Origin of the sequence: Fructilactobacillus lindneri DSM 20690 = JCM 11027 (genome assembly GCF_002907375.1) — a bacterium.
GTDB classification, from domain to species: Bacteria; Bacillota; Bacilli; order Lactobacillales; family Lactobacillaceae; genus Fructilactobacillus; species Fructilactobacillus lindneri.
The window spans coordinates 242,740-263,031 of record NZ_MIYK01000001.1 but is presented as its reverse complement, the minus strand read 5'-3'; the positions used below and the strand labels follow the sequence as shown (position 1 = coordinate 263,031).

The 20,292-nt window shown below is 30.4% G+C and carries 17 protein-coding genes; 3 read left to right on the top strand and 14 right to left on the bottom strand.

The genetic code is table 11. The features are described from left to right. Positions 1–3: 3 nt before the first annotated feature. The 7 genes from coaE to BHU33_RS01360 form a co-directional block, all read right to left on the bottom strand. Entirely contained in the window at positions 4–576 is a 573-nt protein-coding gene (coaE, locus tag BHU33_RS01390) for a dephospho-CoA kinase (RefSeq protein WP_054646258.1), read from the bottom strand. Then, positions 569–1,411, bottom strand: coding sequence for a DNA-formamidopyrimidine glycosylase (gene mutM, locus BHU33_RS01385; RefSeq protein WP_054646259.1), 843 nt, complete (start codon positions 1,409–1,411; stop codon positions 569–571). Before mutM ends, coaE begins: the two co-directional genes overlap by 8 nt. A 15-nt stretch (positions 1,412–1,426) precedes the next feature. After that, the gene (gene polA, locus BHU33_RS01380) at positions 1,427–4,117 is read right to left on the bottom strand and encodes a DNA polymerase I (RefSeq protein WP_056997636.1); all 2,691 of its coding nucleotides are present in this window, start codon (positions 4,115–4,117) and stop codon (positions 1,427–1,429) included. A gap of 392 nt (positions 4,118–4,509) precedes the next feature. After that, positions 4,510–5,859, bottom strand: a complete 1,350-nt coding sequence (murC, locus tag BHU33_RS01375) for a UDP-N-acetylmuramate--L-alanine ligase (protein WP_056997637.1) — start codon at positions 5,857–5,859, stop codon at positions 4,510–4,512. Positions 5,860–5,930: 71 nt separating this feature from the next. Next, on the bottom strand, positions 5,931–8,195 hold the full coding sequence (locus BHU33_RS01370; protein ID WP_054646260.1) for a DNA translocase FtsK: 2,265 nt from the start codon (positions 8,193–8,195) through the stop codon (positions 5,931–5,933). 49 nt (positions 8,196–8,244) lie between these two features. Continuing rightward, positions 8,245–8,883: a YtpR family tRNA-binding protein gene (gene ytpR, locus BHU33_RS01365; protein WP_054646364.1), complete on the bottom strand. Its 639-nt coding sequence runs from the start codon at positions 8,881–8,883 to the stop codon at positions 8,245–8,247. 21 nt (positions 8,884–8,904) lie between these two features. Beyond that, the gene (locus tag BHU33_RS01360) at positions 8,905–9,234 is read right to left on the bottom strand and encodes a thioredoxin family protein (RefSeq protein ID WP_054646261.1); all 330 of its coding nucleotides are present in this window, start codon (positions 9,232–9,234) and stop codon (positions 8,905–8,907) included. 89 nt (positions 9,235–9,323) lie between these two features. On the opposite strand from BHU33_RS01360, the gene BHU33_RS01355 reads away from it, so the two are divergent. Next, positions 9,324–9,641 carry a hypothetical protein gene (locus BHU33_RS01355; RefSeq protein ID WP_054646262.1) on the top strand — a complete coding sequence of 106 codons (318 nt, stop codon included), beginning with the start codon at positions 9,324–9,326 and terminating at the stop codon, positions 9,639–9,641. 4 nt (positions 9,642–9,645) lie between these two features. Here BHU33_RS01355 and trmB read toward each other — a convergent pair whose 3' ends face one another. From trmB to BHU33_RS01340, 3 genes are read right to left on the bottom strand one after another with little or no spacing between them, the layout of a single operon-like run. Beyond that, positions 9,646–10,290, bottom strand: a complete 645-nt coding sequence (gene trmB, locus BHU33_RS01350) for a tRNA (guanosine(46)-N7)-methyltransferase TrmB (RefSeq protein WP_054646263.1) — start codon at positions 10,288–10,290, stop codon at positions 9,646–9,648. A 17-nt stretch (positions 10,291–10,307) separates the two neighbouring features. After that, on the bottom strand, positions 10,308–11,510 hold the full coding sequence (locus BHU33_RS01345; RefSeq protein ID WP_054646264.1) for an ABC transporter permease: 1,203 nt from the start codon (positions 11,508–11,510) through the stop codon (positions 10,308–10,310). Continuing rightward, entirely contained in the window at positions 11,503–12,240 is a 738-nt protein-coding gene (locus tag BHU33_RS01340; RefSeq protein WP_054646265.1) for an ABC transporter ATP-binding protein, read from the bottom strand. The genes BHU33_RS01345 and BHU33_RS01340 overlap by 8 nt, the downstream gene beginning before the upstream one ends. Positions 12,241–12,350: 110 nt before the next feature. Between BHU33_RS01340 and BHU33_RS01335 the strand changes: the two genes are divergently transcribed. Continuing rightward, positions 12,351–12,785 (top strand): HIT family protein, encoded by a 435-nt coding sequence (locus tag BHU33_RS01335; RefSeq protein WP_054646266.1) that lies wholly within the window; start codon positions 12,351–12,353, stop codon positions 12,783–12,785. A 125-nt stretch (positions 12,786–12,910) separates the two neighbouring features. Next, positions 12,911–13,798, top strand: a complete 888-nt coding sequence (locus BHU33_RS01330) for a peptidylprolyl isomerase (RefSeq protein WP_054646267.1) — start codon at positions 12,911–12,913, stop codon at positions 13,796–13,798. Positions 13,799–13,844: 46 nt separating this feature from the next. Here BHU33_RS01330 and BHU33_RS01325 read toward each other — a convergent pair whose 3' ends face one another. The 4 genes from BHU33_RS01325 to BHU33_RS01310 all read right to left on the bottom strand — a co-directional run bounded on the left by BHU33_RS01325 (position 13,845) and on the right by BHU33_RS01310 (position 20,211). Next, positions 13,845–16,415 carry an ATP-binding protein gene (locus tag BHU33_RS01325; protein WP_159442461.1) on the bottom strand — a complete coding sequence of 857 codons (2,571 nt, stop codon included), beginning with the start codon at positions 16,413–16,415 and terminating at the stop codon, positions 13,845–13,847. Then, positions 16,405–17,637, bottom strand: a complete 1,233-nt coding sequence (locus tag BHU33_RS01320; protein WP_056997639.1) for a metallophosphoesterase family protein — start codon at positions 17,635–17,637, stop codon at positions 16,405–16,407. The genes BHU33_RS01325 and BHU33_RS01320 overlap by 11 nt, the downstream gene beginning before the upstream one ends. A gap of 64 nt (positions 17,638–17,701) precedes the next feature. Next, the gene (locus BHU33_RS01315; protein WP_054646271.1) at positions 17,702–18,049 is read right to left on the bottom strand and encodes a YlbF family regulator; all 348 of its coding nucleotides are present in this window, start codon (positions 18,047–18,049) and stop codon (positions 17,702–17,704) included. A gap of 53 nt (positions 18,050–18,102) precedes the next feature. After that, a complete protein-coding gene (locus BHU33_RS01310) occupies positions 18,103–20,211 on the bottom strand; it encodes a transglycosylase domain-containing protein (RefSeq protein ID WP_056997640.1) in 2,109 nt (702 codons plus the stop codon). Positions 20,212–20,292 lie beyond the last annotated feature (81 nt).

Below are 20,292 nucleotides of genomic sequence, written 5' to 3'. Positions count from 1 at the left end.
CTCTCACCTCAGCTTGTCTAACCATTTTAATACTTGCTGTTTTAAATCTTTAAAGCCGTTGGAACTATCGATTAATTCATCAGCTAATTCTTTTTTTAAAGATTGCGGCCATTGAGCTGAGATTAATTGATTAGCTTTACTAATAGAAATATTATCACGTTTTTGTAATCTACTCATCTGAATCACCGGATCACAAGTTACCATCAAAACATTATCAGTCATAATTTGAAATCCATTTTCAAATAAAGTTGGAGCGTCAAGGACTGTTAAACAACCGTTAGTATTTTTTTCAATCAATTTAAACAGGAAGGGATTAATTATTCTTACTAATTCTTTCATTTTACTAGGATTGCTAAATACAATTTTTCCCAATTTATTTCGATCAACTTTTCCAGAACTAATAACATTTTTTCCAAAACATTTTCCAATAATTTCAATGACTTTTTGATTATGATTTTCTAAATCATGAGTAATTTCATCTAAATCAAGAACTGGAATGCCTTCTTCTGCAATCATTCTTGCAACTGTGGATTTACCAGTTGCAATACTTCCAGTCAATCCAATTATTTTAGTCACTTAAATCACCATGAATAACTTGGCAGGTTGGACAAAACGTCGTACCACGCTGAGCTACTTTAATTTTTTCCATCACAGTTCCACAACGTTCACATCTTTCTCCCTTTTTGCCATATGCATGCAATTGGTTTTGAAATTCTCCTGCTTCACCATAAGCATTAGAATATGAGTGAACTGTAGTTCCATGTCCTTTAATCGCTGCAGCAATTTCTTTAATAATATTTTTACGTAATGATTCAATTTCTGAATCGTTTAAATAATTGGTTTGTTGCTCTGGATTAATCTTAGACATCCATAATACTTCATCACAATAGATATTACCCAATCCAGCTAAATTAGATTGGTCCAACAAAAATGATTTGATTTTACGGTGGGATTTATGAAGCTGATGCTTTAAATAATCAAATTTCAAGTCATTATCAGTTGGCTCAGGTCCAATTTTATTTAAGCCTGATAAATCAAAGACATTTTCGTTTTTAACCAAATACATTTTTCCAAACATTCGTGTATCTTTATAACGTAATTCACGTCCATCAGTTAAGTGAAAGACAATATTAGTATGTTTTGGACGTTCAGTACCTTCAGGTTGGATCTCGTATTTACCTTCCATTCGTAAATGAGAAACCAACGTTAAGTCATCACTCAAACGAAATAAAAGATATTTTCCACGACGTTCAATTTTAATAATTTCTTTTCCAACTAATTTTTCTTTAAATTCTTCTGGTGAAACATTTAGCATTTTGGAATAAATCACTTCAACAGATTTAATTTTTGCTCCCGCAACTAAACTCGTTAATCCTTTACGGACTGTTTCTACTTCTGGTAATTCGGGCATCATTACACCTACTATCTATTTTTTTATATCATACCAATTGTCGCCATAATGGCTTTCAACTTTTAATGGAACATTAAAGTTAACATCTGAAGCCTTTAGCAAAGGACTCGTCTTCATAATTGAGTCCATCACTTTTGGAACCAATTTTTCTAATTCTGGAATTTCAGCTTCTGGAGCCTCAAATATTAATTCATCATGAATTTGAAGCAACATTCTCGCTTTCATTCCTTTCTCTTTTAAAACTTGTTGCATTTTAATCATAGCAGCTTTGATGATATCAGCCGCACTGCCTTGGATAGGTGAATTCATTGCAATTCTTTCAGCAAATTGGCGTTGTTGGAAGCGTTTTGAATTAATTTCCGGAATATATCTTCGTCTCTTAGAAATGGTCTCAACATACCCATTTTTTTTAGCAAATTCAACAATATCTTCAGTATATTTTTTTACTTCTGGATATTCTTTGAAATATTTATCAATAAATTTTTGGGCATCTTTAGGAGAAATACCTGTGTTATGAGCTAATCCATATGAGCTAATTCCATAAACAATTCCAAAGTTTACTGCCTTGGCTTGTCTTCTTAGTTCGGGAGTTACTTTTTCATCAGGATCAAGCTCAAATATTCTGCGAGCAGTGACAGCATGAATATCTTCGCCGCTATCAAAGGCCTCTTTCATATTTTTATCACCTGATATCGCAGCTAAAACCCGTAATTCAATTTGAGAATAATCAGAAGAAAATAATTTCCATCCCTTATGACTAGGTACAAAAGCTTCTCGGATTTTTCGACCTTCCTCAGTTCGAACTGGTATGTTTTGTAAGTTTGGATCAACAGAAGATAACCTACCAGTTTGAGTAAGAGTTTGAAGATATCTTGTATGTACCTTTTTATCCTTTCCAATGTCACCTTTAATTCCATCAATATAAGTAGAAATTAATTTGGTTAACTGCCGATAAATCAAAATATTATCAATGATTGGATAATCAGGAGCAAGTTTTTCCAAAATATCTACAGAAGTGGAATAACCGGTTTTAGTTTTCTTTAAGACTGGCAATCCCATTTTTTCAAATAAAATATTTCCTAATTGCTTTGGAGAACCAATGTTAAATTCCTCTCCAGCTTCTTGATAGATAGTTTGTTTTAATTCTGAAACTCGCTCGGTAAATTTACTCTTTAACTCTTCCAATTTATCAACATCAACAGTAATACCATCAATTTCCATTTCACTTAAAACTTGTGAAAGTGGCAACTCTAACTGACGATACAAATCAGTTTGTTGATGTTTTTCTAAATCTACTAACATTTCATCTTTTAATTTACTAATAGCCAAAGCCTTGCGAGTCATATGTTCATACAATATTTTATCATCAGGAATCTTAATACTTTTACCTTTTCCATAAATATCCTGATCAGGTAAAACACCATCATATCCATGTCGATTAGCCACTTCACCAATATCATCAGCGTTATCTAACGTATTTAACAAATATGAAACTAGCAACATATCAAAATCGACGCCTTTTAAAATAACATTATTTCGGTGTAAACCCACAATCTGTGATTTATTGTCAAATACATTTTTCTTGATTGACTCATTTTCTAATACATTCTTAACATTTTCATTTTGCAACAAATTTAAATCTTTACTAACAAACCATTTTTCGCCATTACCAATTACAAAACCAACTTGTTGTGCATTATGATAATTCATAGATAACATTTCTAAATTAAAAGTTAAATTGTCACCAAGTTGCTTTAAATCATCGCTATTTGCTTCTGTTAAGATTGTGTAGTTAACATTTGGAAGTTTTCGCTCTGAGCTTTGTTCATCACTTCCAAAATCTTTTAAAAAAGATTTAAACCCCATTTTTTTATAAAAATCAATCAGCTCGTCTTGATTTGCACCTTGATATGATAACTCCGATAACTTAATTTCCAATGGAGTATTTCGATCAATAGTAGCTAATTTTTTTGACAAAAAAGCTTGATCTTGATCATTTTTTAAATGTTCTTTTAGTTTCTTTCCAGAAACTTCATCCAAATGTTGATAAAGATTTTCAATAGTCCCAAACTGTTTAATTAACTTAATTGCAGTTTTAGGTCCAACTTTTTCAACTCCAGGATAATTATCAGAATTATCGCCCTGAAGACCTTTTATATCAATAATTTGACTAGGTTTTATTCCCATAGATTTTTCTACATATTTAGGAGTGTAAGCTTCAATATCACTAACTCCTTTTTTGGAAACGGAGACAGTTGTTTTTTCTGAACAAAGCTGAGTCAAATCACGATCCCCAGTTATTATTTCAACTTGGTATCCTTCTGACTCTGCCTTTTTGGCCATAGTTCCAATGATATCATCGGCTTCATAATTTTTTAATTCATATGTTTTAATCCCACGAGCATGCAATAAATCCATCACATAAGGAAATTGCTCTTTTAATTCTTCAGGCATCTTAGCACGACCAGCCTTGTAATCATCGAACATTTTCGTTCTGAAAGTTGTTTTACCAGCATCAAAAGCTGCTAAAACAGCAGTTGGTTTAACCTGTGCTAAAATATCATCCAACATACGGTTAAAACCATAAATTGCATTTGTGTGCAATCCATCTTGATTAGTAAAACGATCAAGTGATGTATATAATGCAAAAAAGGCCTTATAGGTTAGTGAGTTCCCATCAATTAATAATAATTTTTTGTCGGACATAAATGCAACTCCTCTAGGAATAATATTTATTGATATTAAATATCTTTACTTCATCATAATTATAATCTTTTATACTAATTTTATTATACTTCATGACGATTATCTAATATTGTTAACTAAAATTTTTAAACAAAAAACGTCCTGCTGTGGCCACAGCAGGACGGCAAGAATATATTCTCTTGATAACGATAACTCTAACAGACAGGAAGAAATTAATCAGTACTATTATTATTTCATTACTTTAAAACTAAAAAATCAAAAATTTTTATTAATTATTAATTAACAAACTCGTTCTAATTCATTCGTGTTTAAAAACCTAAAATGCCTGTTGAGTTACCGTCATCTTAACTGAATCATAACACCAAAGGTGGTAAAAGTGTTAAATAAAGTTTCTAATTTACTTTTTTACTTAAATGACTAAGTAATTCTTCATATGTTCTTTCATATTTCTGAATATCCCCAGCACCCATAAAAATAATTACAGCATTTTTATAATCTAGCAATGGAGACATATTGTCCTCACTAATCAAATTACCATTATCAATCTTATCAACCAAATCTTGACTAGTTACATGGCCAGATTTCTCACGGGGAGATCCATAAATTTTAGTTACAAATACTTTGTCAGCCTTACCCAAAGTTTTGGCAAAATCATCTAAATAAGCAATTGTTCTACTAAAAGTATGTGGTTGAAAAACTACAATGATTTCTTTATTAGGATACTCTTGTCTTGCTGCATCTAAAGTGGCTTTAATTTCAGATGGATGATGAGCATAATCATCAATAATTGTCATATCACCAATTTTAATTTGAGAAAAACGTCTTTTTACTCCCTTAAAAGTTAATAATTCTCGTTTGATTTCATCTAAATCAACTTCTTCAAAGTAAGCAACTGCTATTACTGCAAGGGTGTTAAGTACATTATGTTCACCAAATAATGGGATTTCAAAGCGACCTAAGTTTTTGCCGCGAAAAACAACGTTAAAAGTTGATCCAGTAGTCGTTCTTTTGATATCAGTAGCACGAAAATCATCTTTTTCTTTTGTACCATAGTAATAAACTGGAACATCAGCTTCAATTTTTCGTAAATAAGGATCATCACCCCAAGCAAAGATTCCTTTTTTAACGTGTGAAGCAAAAGTTTGAAAGGCATCAAAAACATCATCGATTCCTTTATAATAATCAGGATGATCAAAATCAATATTTGTCATAATTGCATAATCTGGATATGTTGGCATGAAGTGTCTCCGATACTCATCAGCCTCATATACAAAGAATCTAGCATCAGGTGTTGCATTACCGGTACCATCTCCAACCAGATAATCAGTTGGAGCAATCCCACTCAAAACATGTGCTAACAATCCAGAAGTACTTGTTTTACCGTGAGCTCCACAAACAGCGATACTGGTAAAATTTTTAATCAATTCTTCCAAAAATTCTGGATAACGATAAACTGGCAATCCCATTTCCTTAGCACGAACAACCTCAGGCTGATCATCTTTAAAAGCATTTCCAACTATTAAAGTCATACCGGGTTTAATATTGTCGGGATTAAATGGGTATACTGAAATCCCCTCATCTTCTAATCCCTTTTGGGTAAAAGTATATTTTTCAATATCTGATCCTTCAACTTTGCATCCCATGTCATGCACTACTAATGCCATGGCACTCATTCCCGTTCCTTTAATTCCAACGAAAAAATAAGTTGTATCTTTATTTAATTCAGGTTCATTATTTATCATTATTTATGGATGTTCTCCTTTTATTTTATATAGTTCAAATGATATCAATTTCTAACACTAAAGTCTAAGTACTAAATATTAAGCTTTTTTAAATCAGCTTCATTCAAATAAATATCACGAGGTTTTGCCCCATGTTGCGAAGAAACAAAATTATTTCTTTCTAAATCATCAATAATATTAGCTGCTCGATTATATCCAATCGAAAATGTTCTTTGTAATTTTGAAGTTGAAATCGTGTCTTCATTGGCAACATATTGCAAAATTTGTTGCCACAAATCATCATGACTAGCTGCTTGATCAACGCTCTTTAATAATGACTTGGGCTCAAATTCATAATGAGGATTCCCCTGAGTACGAATAAAATCTGTAACTTTTTCAACTTCTTTATTTGTTACAAATGCACCTTGCAATCGCTCAGGTTTATTAGCTCCATTACCTAAATAAAGCATGTCTCCCTTACCTAACAATCGTTCAGCTCCAGATTGATCAATAATTGTTCGAGAATCTACCTGACTTGAAACCATAAAGGCAATTCGAGTTGGAATATTGTTTTTAATCGTTCCGGTTACAATATCGACACTTGGTCTCTGAGTTGCTACTACCAAGTGAATCCCTGCTGCACGTGCTTTTTGCGTAATTCTAACAATGTAATCCTGCACTTCACTAGAAGCCACCATCATCAAGTCTGCTAATTCATCAATCACAACTAAAATATAAGGCAGTTTATCAACATCACGATTATTTTCATGTGCTAGTTTATTATATTGTTCAATATTTCTGACACCAGAAGCAGCTAATCGCTCATATCGATTATCCATCTCGGTTGTAACCCATTTTAAAGCAGCTGCAGCTTCTTTAGGATCTGAGATAACTGGAGAAATCAAATGAGGAATCCCATCATATGGTGCCAATTCTACAGCCTTAGGATCTATTAAAATCATTCTTAAATCCCGAGGAGTTGCGTGATAAAGCAAAGATAACAACAAACTATTAATAAAGACACTTTTACCGGAACCAGTTGCCCCTGCAATTAAAGCATGAGGCATCTTCCGAATATCTGCTGTCACAGGGAATCCTTCAATATTAACTCCTAATGCAACGTCCGTAGAGAAGTTTTCTTGTTTAAATAAAGAAGATTCCAAAATTTCTGATAACATTACAGGCCGTGGATCAGGATTTGGGATTTCAATTCCAACGGTTGATTTGCCTGGAATGGGAGCTTCAATTCGGATATCTTTTGCAGCTAATGCCATTTTTAAATCGTCATTTAAATTAGTTATTTTATTTACTTTAACTCCTAAATCAAGTTTTACTTGAAATTGAGTTACAGTTGGACCATTAGTCCAATCGGTCACATGTCCTTGAACATGAAAGGCTTGCAAAGTATCATCCAATGTCTGAGCCTGATTTTCAATCCATTCATCCATATCGTTATTTTCATTACTATTAACAGGAGGATTTAAAAGCTTGTCGCTTGGAAATTGATAATTATGTTCAGAAAATTGACGAACATTATCGTTATCTTCTACTCTTTCATTACTTTGAGAAATTAATTTATTACTACCATCATTTAAATTAGACTTGGAATCAATTAATGAATTATTAATCTCATCATGATCTGACGTAAAATCATCTTTAGATTTAATTTGATCATGGTCAACATCCTTATTTTCATTTAACGTAGCTGCATTATTAACAGTTTTTCCCTTAGGTTGATTAAACAAGGGTAAATGATCAGCTAAACCATTTTCATTATTAAAAATATCGCTAAGAGAATGACCTAACTCCTTATGATGAACATGATTTTTCTTTTCAATTTCCAAGTTATCCACAGTGTTTTCATTTTCGTTTTCATGTGATTGTGATTTAACATCATCATCAAGCGGTTGTTGATCATATAATTTTTTTTTGCCTTTTTCCGAACTTATAGTTTGGATGGTTGCTTTTTTATCATCATTAATTAAATCGATTGAATTAGATTCAATCACACCAATTTTAGGCTTTTCAGCATATAAAATAAAGTTCGCTGTATTTTTTTCTAATTCTTTAATGGCTTTCAGATACTGTGAACTAATCTTATTTCCACTAAAATTGTAATAATTATGTTTAATATTACTCTCAATTGGTTTGAAGGACTCGGTTTTTTGAACCAAACCAAGGTCTTTTCCTTTTGGAGTAAATGTATTTTTTTTATTATTTTTGCTTAAATGCTTTGATTGCTTCTCAATATTAACTTTGTTGGATTTATTTTGAAATTGATTAATTGCAAAATTTCTTGAAGCTTTTTCCCCATTAAAATATTTCCTAAAAAATGCTGGACCATCATAATGTTCCATAATGTTTTTCACCCTAATTAAAAGTTATGTATAAAAAAACGAATAGAAACTATTCGTCAAAAAGTGTTTTAGCTTTTTCAAAATTGAACGGTTCACCAATTTTATATGAATCAGGTAAAATCAATGCCCCCGGTTTGTCGGGAGCATTAGGAATTCTCAATTCTCTTCCAGAACAAATCATCCCATCACTTTCAACTGATTTTAATTCACTAGGCCAAATAATAAGACCATTAGGCATCATTGCACCACTTTCAGCAACTACTACTTTAATACCTTCTCGCATATTTGGAGAGCTACTAACAATTTGCAATGTCTTACCATCTTGAACTTCAGTCTCGGTAATACGTAAATGGCTTGAATCAGGGTGATCTTTAACTGATTTAACATAACCAACAACAAATTTTGATTCAACTTTTTTCGGTAATAAACTATTAAAGCCATGATTAGTTAAAAATTCATTTACTTGGTTAATTTGATTTTCATTTAAATCAACTTTTCCATTATGATTTTGGATATCTGGAATAATTTGGCTAACATTGAAAATATTGTAACCAATCACATTTCCGTCTTCATCTTTAATTTCAACAATATCATCTTTTTTATTGATTTGTTGTTTTCCTTTTTTAGGACCTAATACAACAATCAAAACATCACCAATTTGTTTCGGATTATAACTTGTAATCATCAATTTAATCATTTCTCCTTAGTATTATTTTTTATTTGAGAGTGAATTAATGAATTCTTCAATTTCATTTTTAGTCTTGCGATTTTTATTTACTAAGCGACCAATTTCATTGCCATTATCATATGCAATAAAACTAGGAATACCAAAAACATCCAATTCTTTACATAAATCAATGTTATCATCACGATCGACTTTGATAAATGTGTATTCTGGATAATCTTTTACGATTTCTGGCATTACTGGTTTAATAAAGTTACAATCTGGACACCAGCCAGCGGTAAAAAATAAAATATATTTACCTTTTTTTATTTTTTTGTTCAATTCAAGTGCGTTCATTACTGGTAATTGTTCCATAGTACAATACTCCTTTCTATTCTATTATAGCCCACGATTAATCAATTTGTTATATAATTAAATTTAAATGAAAGAAAGGGGCAAATCAATTGTTCAAACCTAAATTTATAGTTCCAACTCTATTGTCAGTTGCAGGTACCTCAGTCTATGTTTTTGCCAAAAAAAGAAAACAAGCTAAACAAGAATTAGTAAAAAAAAGGTTAACCGACTCCATAAAAAAAGAATTTGGTAATCAAAATATTAATGGTTACTGGATTGATTTTGATAACCATAATGGTCTTGAATATGAATGCGGTATAACTATTAAAAATGAAGAAACTGGTTTGAAAGAATCCTATACTTTCTTATTTACTCCAGAAATCGGAGAAATATATCGCATCAAACTAGTTAACGATAGTTATGAATAATTATTTAAGTAAATTGGGCCACAATCTTATAGATTGGGCCTTTTTCTTTGTATTTTTCTTCATATTCAGTTTCCACGTTATTAGCTATAATTTCTTCATCACTATGATGAAGATTTAAATTAACAGAACTAAATTTCATTCCAAAATTATTTAAACTAACCAATGAATATTCAAAAAGTCCCCGATTATCAGTTTTAAATTCTAGCTCAGCATTCTTAGGTAAAACATTTTGATAGCTTTGTAAAAATTTTGGTGAAGTTAAACGTCGTTTTTCATGCCGAGTTTTAGGCCAAGGATCAGAAAAGTTAAGGTATAGTTTTTGAATCTCACCCTTTTCAAAAAAACTATCAACATCTTTACCATCAGTTAAAACTAATTGAACATTGGGAAGCTGATTATCAACTGCTTTATTTACTGCCATTGCCAGTACTGAATCTTGAATTTCAATTCCAATATAATTAATTTCTGGATGCTTTTTAGCCATTCCAATAATAAATTGACCTTTCCCAGAACCAATTTCAACATGAATTGGAGCATTATTTTTAAATCTATTTTCCCATTTTCCTAAATACTTTTCTGGGTCATTAATTAAATATTCTGGATGTTTATCCATGTATGGAATTGCCCATTTCTTTTTTCTAACCCTCATAATTAATCTCCCAAATTCTAATTTTTATTTTTTTTATTTAAAAGTGTAACTGTTAAAAAATAAATCTCTATTAACCATAGTACAATTGAAATTAAAATTGTTTGCAAACTATCTTTAGCAATTAACATCCCGATTAAAAGAAGTAACATTTCAATCATTAATAATAACTGAAGCAATTTTCTGAAATTTTTAACTTTAATCTTTTCATTAACTGGATAAATATGAATTAAAACATTATCATCAAAATAATTAAAAAACGGAATAATTTGAATTCCGGTTAAATAAATAAATAAAACTGAAATTAAAATTGCTAAAATTTGATTATTAACAAAAACTAATAAAACAAATCCAACTAGTAAAAGTCTGAAATATAAGGAGCTTGTATCATTATCACGAATAAAAGTACGTAAATATAAATTAGAAAACAAATGCTTTTGATCTTTTTTTAGTGGTTTTAATAATGGATCCAAATACTTACGCCGATGCAATTTTGATGGTAATGATGGGACATCTGTAAATAAACTGAAGAAACGATAAACACGATTCATACGCTTATCTTCGGTATTAATTACATATTGCCAATTAACTACATTAAACTGATGTAATTTTTCATAAGTAACTCCAAAAATACAAACTAATGTTAAAAAAAGGGCTGTTGGTAACCCAATATAAAATGCTATTCCTAAAATTCCGATTGGAATAATCCAATTAAATAGCATCTTTCTCAATAATGGACTTGGATGAGAACGTCTAATTTGCAAAAATTCTATTTCTAACAAATAAAACTTTATTAATAACATCAGAATTAATACAAATACTAAATATAGGGTCTTCCATCCAAAGGAAATACTCATAAAAGGTAATAAAATAAACCAAACCAAAAATTGAATAAGTGATGCCATTAAATAGCTATATTTTAATGCAGCTTGAAAATAGCTTTTAAAATCATATTCTTTGGGCGTTAAAAACACTTGATCTGGTTGTTTAATCAGCGTAACCATTGTTCCCAAATGAACTGAAAATAAAATAACGATAATTACTAATAATGGTTCCCACCACAAGTTAGTCTGTAAATTACGTAATAAATTTGAATATGAAAGACTTAATGCTCCAATAAAAAACATTAACGCAATTACAAAAAAATCATTAAAAACATAACGTAAATATTTAACCATTTCCATTATGTGAGAATTAAGTCTCTTTCTAAAAATTTTATTCATGACTATCATTCCTTGCCAATGCTAAATAAATATCATTTAATGAATTTCCATAATTTGAATATCGCTGCTTAATATCTGTCATTGTTCCCTCGTAATTAACTTTACCATCATTAAGCAATACAAATCGATCACAATATTTTTCAGCAGTATCTAACACGTGAGTGGACATCAAAATACTGGCACCCATTTTTTTCTTATTTTCAATTATTTTAAGTAAATCATTTACTGCCAATGGATCCAATCCTAAAAATGGCTCATCAATCACAAATAATTTAGCGTTAGTAATAAAAGCACAAACAATCATGACTTTTTGACGCATTCCTTTAGAAAAATTAGCTGGAAACCAATCTAATTTATTATTCAACCGAAAAGTCTTTAATAATTGATGTGCCTTCTCCCAAGCTGATGCATAATTAAGATTATATGCCATGATTGTAGTATCAATATGTTCCTTTAAAGTCAATTCAGGATATAAAATTGGCATTTCAGGAACATAAGCAATTTCCTGCTTATATTTTTCAACATCTTCATTAATTTGAATCCCATTTACTTTAATAGTTCCAGAAAATGGTGTCATTAAACCCATAATGTGATTAATGGTAGTTGATTTTCCAGCTCCATTAAGGCCAATTAAAGAAACTAGTTCCCCATCTTTAACATCGAAACTCTCATTTTTTAAAACAGGAATACTAGAATATCCACCGGTCAACTTATTAACTTCTAAACTCATTGAAACACTCCCAACTCATTAAGATATAGTAATTAAGCTAATTATATCATATGGCAAAGCTCAATAATTTTATAAGATAGTGTATACTTACAGAGAAAGGAGCTTTATCTATGACTGATTCAAATTGTATTTTTTGTAAAATTGTAAGTGGTGAAATTCCTAGTTATAAAGTCTATGAAGATGACGCAGTTTTAGCATTTCTTGATATTTCACAAACTACACCTGGACATACATTAGTGATTCCCAAAAAACATATTAAAAATATTTATGATTTCGATGCCAAAACTGCAGGCGAAGTATTCGCAAGAATACCAGCAATTGCAACAGCTATTAAAGATTCAAATCCTGAAATCAAGGGAATGAATATTGTAAATGATAATGGTGAATTAGCCTATCAATCAGTATTTCATGCTCATTTTCATCTTATTCCACGCTATACAAAAGATGATGATTTTTCAATTCATTTTGGCAATAATGAAAACGATTATAATAAATCTAAATATCAAGCAATCCAAGATTCAATTATAAATAAAATTAGACAATAAGATTAAAATAAGATTAAATTTAATTAGTAAATAATCACCATTAATTTAGATATGGTATATTTGTAAGTAAGATTATCTTTCTTTGAGAATTTAAATCTTCAAATTTTAAGAATGGATGTGTATATATGAGTAAGAAAAAATGGGCTGTTGGCGCAACTGGTATTCTTATGAGTCTTTCACTTGTTGCATGTGGTGAAAGTAGTAAAACTGTTGCCACAACTGATGGCGGAAAAATAACTCAAGAACAATATTACAACAAAATGAAGGGTACCCAACAAGGTAAGCAAGAACTTCAACAAATGATTCTAAACAAAGTATTGGAACATAAATACGGAGATAAAGTTAAAGAATCAGAAGTAAACAGTCAACTTGATAAATACAAAAAACAATATGGTAGTCAATTCTCTGCTATGTTACAACAGCAGGGTATGACTGAATCACAGCTTAAAGATTCAATTAGAGATAATTTATTATTAAAACAAGCTGTCCTAGATAAAACAAGCTTCTCAAACAAAGATCTTGAAAAGCAATTTAAGAGTTATCAACCTAAGGTAACTGTTAAAGCAATCGTTACTAAAGATAAGAGTACAGCTGAAACTGTAATCTCAGACTTGGATAATGGTCAAAAATGGGATACTTTAGCTAAGAAATACTCAATCAACTCTTCAAATAAAAATGATGGTGGTAAATTACCAGCATTTGATAACAGTAATTCAACGGTTGATTCATCATTCAAGAAAGCTTCATTTAAGCTTAAGAATGGTGAATATACTAAGACCCCTGTTAAGACTAAGGAAGGTTACCAAGTAATCGAAATGGTTAACCATCCATCTAAGGGATCTTTAAACGACCACAAAGCAGAAGTTAAAGATCAATTAGCAACCCAAAGAATGAATGATAGTGATACACTTCATAACGTTGTTTCTAAGGTTCTAAAAGATGGTGATGTTCATATTGAAGATAAGAGTTTACAAAACATTCTTTCTGGATATATTGACACCCCTAAAAACTAAATAATAAAAAATAATCACCTAATCAATTTAGGTGATTATTTTTTTATTAATCTAATTTTAATACTAAATCCGTTGAAATCTCATTCATAATTCTGTCGTCGGCTGTAAAATACAATATTTGAGTCGTTTCTGAAATTAATTTCATTAATTCAATTGCATTGTTTGTCCGAACATGATCGAATTCTACAAAACCATCGTCAATAATAATTGGCATTGGAAATTCGTCACTAAACGAGATTGTCAAAGCAAAAATCAATGACAAATAAAGTTGTTGCATTGTTCCTCTTGATAACTCTTTTATCTTAAATTTCATTCCATCATTTGAAACAACTTCAATCTTTTTACCATATTTAATTTCAATATAATGATGATCGGTCAAAATATCAAAATATTTTTGTGCTTGTTGTTGAACTTGAGGGAATCTTCCATGACTAGCTTGATTTAAAACTCGTTCAATCCATTCATTTGTTAACTTATAAACCAACCATTTACTCGTCAAATCATTAATCTCACTTTGAGAAGTAGCTAATTTTTGTTTTAGATCTAAAAAGGTTCCATCTTTTTTTAACTGATCAATTTTAATTTTAACTGCAGTTTGTTTTTGAGTTAAAGAAACCATTTTAAGTTTTAATTGCTCCTGTTGATCTTTTAACATCTGTAATTTATCATCTAATACTTGTTTATTAGGATAATTTTTTAATCGCATAATAACAGAATCATCTAATTCACTTTGTAAACTAGCTAATTGTTCTAGTTGTTTTTTTAACTTATTTTGTTCTGCAAATAAAGATTTAAATTCAGCTAAATCTTTAGCTCCACGTGAGATATAAAATTGTTGCATTTCATTTTGAATTTCATCAAGTTGCTTTTGATGTTGATCACGATCATTTTCTAATTCCTGTAATCTCTGATGATATTGTGTGCTCTTTTGTTCCTGGTCTTTGGCACCCAGTACAAACTGTTTAATAGTATTGTATTTCATTCCGTCAGAAACATCAGTTAATTCTAATTCGTTAAATGCAAAACTCCAATTATCCAAATAATTTTTAAGTGATACTAATTTATTTTGTGCATCATTTTTTAAAGCATTAATTTCTTCCAATTCATTATTACGACGCTTAATTGCAGTTTGTAGTACATTTGTCCATTGATTTTGCGAAATACTTTGAATTTCATATTTTTTACCAATCGACATTAATTCGTTTTCAATGTTCTGAATTTGAGAATTTAATTCATCAACTGAAATTTGATTGTTTGGATTAGTATGATTTTGCTTAGGCTTTCTTGTTAACAAAAAACCACCAAGAATCAATAATAATCCTACTACTAATAAAATTGGCAGCATGACTCCTTGAAATAAAAACCCAATTATAATTATGACTAATCCAAGACCCATAATCCCAATTGGTAATTGATTATTAGTAATTGAAACTTCAGATTTACTGCGACTGTTTTGTTTAGCAAACGTAATTTGGCTTTTTAAATCATTTTTATAATGAATCAATTCATCAACATGCTTTAACATCTCAGAATCAAAAGGTTTACTATCCGTTCCCCCAGCATCGATATTATCCTGGTGTAATCTTAATTCTTCATTTTTAATATCATGAAGTAATGAATCATACTCACGTTGCTTTTCAATTTGATGATCAAGATGTACATATAAATCATTAATTTTAGCTTGATTGTCCAAATAAAATTGATAATGTGGTTGCGTCACAAAATGTTGTTTTTTTAAATTTTGAATTTTCAAATTATTATTATTTAAATCATCTGCCATTAGTTTGGATTTATTATTTAAATCATTAATTTTTGCTAAATCATGATCTTCAAATCCATCTTTAACCTTAAGATTTTTATTTTTTAATTGACTTAATTGATCGTATTTATTCCAATTTTGACTATCTTCGTAGACTTTTGAATAAGTTTGAACTAATTGATTATAATCTTGATTATCCTTTTTTATTTCACTATCTAATTTATTTAGTTGTTCTGTCAACTCAACAAATTCAGGATATTTATTTTTTGCTTCTTTAAATTCATCCTGTAGTTTCTCATAATTTTTCAATTCCATATATAATCTTTGCTTTTTCCCAGTTGGCCGATAAATTGAGCCTGCTTCTTCGTCTAAATCTTTTTTTAACTTAAGCCATTGTTCAATACCAACGACCCCTACTCGACGAATTCGTTCCTCTAACTCGTCGTTAGTCATTTTTGCAATAGCATCAAGATCAAGTGAACCAAAATAAAATAATTTATCGTATACATTGCGATTAATCGGTCCTAAAATTTCTTTTAAAGTCTGCTGTGAAAGTTCATTCCCCTGATAATCAAAAATAGTTAAATCTCCACCATTTTTACCATCAACACGTTGGATTTCAAAAGTTACTCCATGATTAACAATTACTAACTTACCACCCATTTCGCTTTTATCTTTAGGACCATAGAGATGCGTAGTGCTACGATGCTCAAATCCAAATAAAATATCTTTAATGAAATTAATGATAGTAGTCTTACCTGCTTCATTTTTACCATAAATGACCTGAAATTGATTAAAATCCAAAGTAACATGGCTGAGTTTGCCATAATTAAAGATTTCAATTTTTTTAATTTTCACTATTTTTTTCATTCCCTTCAGTTTGGGTCTTCAAAAGTATTTTACTTTGATCTAATAAATTTTGAAGTGCCTCATCAGAACTAAAATTATCACGAATAAAAGCATTTTTAAATAGTTTTTTAGCTAAATTATTAATCATTTCATGGTTAAAAACTGAACTTTGTGTTTCATTCCAAAATGATTCGTCTAAATCAGAAAAATGAATATCTTCTTTTTCATCAAGATTAATTTCATAAACCCAGCCGTTTAACTCTTGATATTCATTTTTTAATTCTTGCTGAATACTTTCTATTAATAAATCATTTAGTAATCCATTTGTTACCTCATTACTAGTTTTATTATCATCATTAACCAAAATGACGTCCAATAACTTCAAGTTGGTAAATTGATTTTGTTCAAGTGTTTTTAACACTTGATTAACGACATCCGTGATGTTCATCGAACCATTAATTTTTACTTTTAATTTCGTAAAATCAACCTCAGATGTCGAAACAAAATTAGCATGAAGCTTATCATCCGCATCAGTTACCATCAAATACCCTTTTTTGCCAGCTTCATTTTTATGACGTCCTTGAATATCACCAGGGTACTCTATTAAAGGATTTTGATTTAATTCTTGTCTTTTATGAATGTGTCCTAACGCCCAATAGTCGTATCCTTTATCAATCATTTCATTAATAGTAAATGGAGCATAATTAGAATCATTTCCCGATTTTATAGCACCATGAACCATTCCAATTTGATAGTCCGCATCACTATTGGTAGGAAATTCAGCTACCATATCCTCAGTTATTGCTTGTTTATCATAACTAAATCCAGTTATTTTGACTTTTTCCCCATCCTTTGTAATCAATTGATGGGTCGTCACTTCGCTTGGAAAAACAAAAACATTTTTAGGGAACGCAAACTTTACTTCATCATCTTTTTGAAAATCATGATTTCCAAACGATAATAAAACCGGAATATCTGCTTGATCCAATCTATTTAACTGATCAATAAAAAAACTCACAGCTGCTACACTTTGATTTTTACCATCAAACAAATCCCCAACTAATAAAACAAAATCAACCTTTTCTTCAATTGCATCATTTACAATTCTAGTAAAAGAATCATAAGGAGCTTGTTGTAGTTTTTTCCATAAAGATTGTGGGGAATTAGCATCATCTCTAATTCCTTCAAAAGGTGTATCCAAATGTAAATCAGCCGCATGAATAAATTTCATTCTCTCATCTCCTAGACAATAAAAAAAGAAGCACCTAAATTAAGTGCTTCCTAATTTAAAAGAATTAACCTTCGTAAAGTTTACGCAATGGTTCAGTGATAACCATGTTAGCATCATCAATTAATTTACCCATTGCTTTTTCTCTTTCCATTAAAATTTTAATTGCAGGAAGTTTGTTCATTTTATCAGCAAGTTCTCTTGCAGCTTTCATATCATCTGGTGTGATTTCTTGGCCAGACATTTGTTTTTGTCTTAATTCATTTTGACTTGCTTGGAATTCAGTAAAAATCTTGTATGAATCTTTTTCAGCTTTTAAAGCATCAAAAGCATTTTTTAAATTAGTGAATTCTTCTGATTGAGCAACTGCATCTTGCATTTTTTTAGCTTGTTCCATAATTTTGTTATCTGACATAAATATATCTCCTCTTGATAAGTATTATATTATCATTTTAACATATTTTAACCTCAACGACCTAACAAACTGCGTGCTCCATCGATTAAATTATGAGCTACACTTTTAGCTCCAACTTCAACATTTTTACTAAAATCTTGAACTTTTCCAGCTAAGTCATTCTTATCTTTACTACTACTATGCTTATTTTGTTTATCTTTTTCTTTAACTAACGTAGCTGCATCCTGAGTTTTGAATGGGGTTTGCTTAGTATATGGAATAATTTGTTCCATTTGTTGTTTATATAAAGTATTAACACCAGTCCCACTTAAATTTTCTAGATGATGGGAAGAATTAGTATTATCAAAACCCTCCCAAGTAGCTACTACTACATCTGGAGTATAACCAACTAACCACTTATCCCTGGTAGCATCTGCATCTTTACTATTATCAGCCTCTGTACTACCAGTTTTTCCAGCAATCTGATATCCACTTGGTTTAGCAGTTGCACCAGTACCATAATCAAATACGCCCATCATCATACTTGTCATTTGTTTTGCAGTATCATCAGACATAATTTGACTCGGACTACTTTCATGTTTACCGACTGTCTTACCAGTTGAATCCACAATCTTAGTAATATAAAAAGGTTTAGAAACTTGACCATGGTTAGCAAATGCAGTATAAGCTCCTGCCATTTGTTGTGGTGAAACACCACTTGATAATCCACCTAAAGCAAGGGCTAAATTATCGTCCTTTTTAGTAACCGGTAAACCAAATTTTTGTACCGATTCGTAACCCTTATTAACTCCAATTTTATTCAGAGTCCAGACAGCTGGAGCATTCATACTTTGTGCTAATGCTTCATACATCGGAACTTTACCACTATATTGATTATTATAATTATTTGGCGTGTAATTATTTTTACCATAAGATAATTTTTTATTAACTAATTTTGAATCATAATTAAATCCATTTTCTAATGCCGGCGTATAAACCGCCAACGGTTTCATAGTTGAACCTGGTTGCCGTTTGATATCTGTCGCTCGATTAAATCCACGGAAAATATCTTTATTACGTCCTCCTACAACAGCTTGAACACCACCATTTTTAGGATTAACAGCAACAGAAGCTGCTTGAACTTTAGTACCATCAGCTGCATTTTGAGGAAATAATTCTGGATTTTTAAAATCTTTTTGAAAACTACTTTGTTGTTGCTGATCAAGGTTTGTATATATTTTATAACCGTCGTTCATAATCTGCTTTTCAGTTAGACCATACTTACTAATTGCTTCATTAATAACTGCATCAAAATAATACGGATATTTATAACCATCTTTTACTTTAAAGGTATCTTTAGTCCCCAATGGCAATTTCTGATAATTTTTAAGTTCACTCTTAGAAATCTTACCATTTTCAGCCATTAACTCTAAAACAACATTTCGTCGTTGTTTAGCTGCTTCTGGGTGATCAATTGGATTATTACTAGGATTCTGCAACATTCCGGCTAAAACAGCTGCATCTTGGACTGGCAAATTTTTAGCGTCCATTCCAAAATACTTTCTAGATGCATCTTGAACGCCATAAACCCCATTTCCAAAGTACGCATTATTCATGTACATTGTGATGATTTGTTTCTTAGAATACAAATTTTCAATTTCAATCGAAATAAACAATTCTTTAAACTTACGCGACAACGTTTGTTGCTGGGAAAGAAAAGTGTTTTTAGCTAATTGCTGTGAAATTGTACTTCCACCACCACTAATTTGATTTCTACCCATTATTTTATTGCCAATTGCCAGTAGAATAGCTCTCCCATATCCTTTTACTGAAAAACCGTGTTCGTGATAAAAATTACGATCTTCAGTTGATAAAATTGCATTAGGAATATTAGGAGAAATTTTTTGACTTGAAACATAGGTGCCTTTTTGTGAATAAAGACCCCCAGCTTTAGTACCATTTTTGTCATAAATTAAAGTTGAGCGTGATAAATTAGATTGTAAATTATGAACATGAGATGTTTTAGCAATAATTGTCAAATAGATTGTGAATATTAAAGAAAAAAACAAAACTATTACTACAATCCATTTTGTGATTTGAAATTTTTTCCAATATTTGTAAATAAAATACCAAATTCTTTTAAAAAAAGTTTTAAAAAATGAGTTGTCTTTGTATTTTGCCATAAAAAAATTCTCCTAAATAAGCTTAATCATCATTGTATCACAAAGACTTTAAAAAGCTGTAAAGACAGTAAAAGAGCGTCA

Bases quoted from the DNA above. Each gene is read 5' to 3' on its own strand.
- mutM (WP_054646259.1), bottom strand. From the start codon at position 1,411: ATGCCCGAATTACCAGAAGTAGAAACAGTCCGTAAAGGATTAACGAGT.
- BHU33_RS01335 (WP_054646266.1), top strand. From the start codon at position 12,351: ATGACTGATTCAAATTGTATTTTTTGTAAAATTGTAAGTGGTGAAATT.
- BHU33_RS01340 (WP_054646265.1), bottom strand. From the start codon at position 12,240: ATGAGTTTAGAAGTTAATAAGTTGACCGGTGGATATTCTAGTATTCCT.
- BHU33_RS01310 (WP_056997640.1), bottom strand. From the start codon at position 20,211: ATGGCAAAATACAAAGACAACTCATTTTTTAAAACTTTTTTTAAAAGA.
- BHU33_RS01330 (WP_054646267.1), top strand. From the start codon at position 12,911: ATGAGTAAGAAAAAATGGGCTGTTGGCGCAACTGGTATTCTTATGAGT.
- BHU33_RS01345 (WP_054646264.1), bottom strand. From the start codon at position 11,510: ATGAATAAAATTTTTAGAAAGAGACTTAATTCTCACATAATGGAAATG.
- murC (WP_056997637.1), bottom strand. From the start codon at position 5,859: ATGATAAATAATGAACCTGAATTAAATAAAGATACAACTTATTTTTTC.
- BHU33_RS01370 (WP_054646260.1), bottom strand. From the start codon at position 8,195: ATGGAACATTATGATGGTCCAGCATTTTTTAGGAAATATTTTAATGGG.
- BHU33_RS01320 (WP_056997639.1), bottom strand. From the start codon at position 17,637: ATGAAATTTATTCATGCGGCTGATTTACATTTGGATACACCTTTTGAA.
- polA (WP_056997636.1), bottom strand. From the start codon at position 4,117: ATGTCCGACAAAAAATTATTATTAATTGATGGGAACTCACTAACCTAT.
- BHU33_RS01360 (WP_054646261.1), bottom strand. From the start codon at position 9,234: ATGGAACAATTACCAGTAATGAACGCACTTGAATTGAACAAAAAAATA.
- BHU33_RS01315 (WP_054646271.1), bottom strand. From the start codon at position 18,049: ATGTCAGATAACAAAATTATGGAACAAGCTAAAAAAATGCAAGATGCA.
- trmB (WP_054646263.1), bottom strand. From the start codon at position 10,290: ATGAGGGTTAGAAAAAAGAAATGGGCAATTCCATACATGGATAAACAT.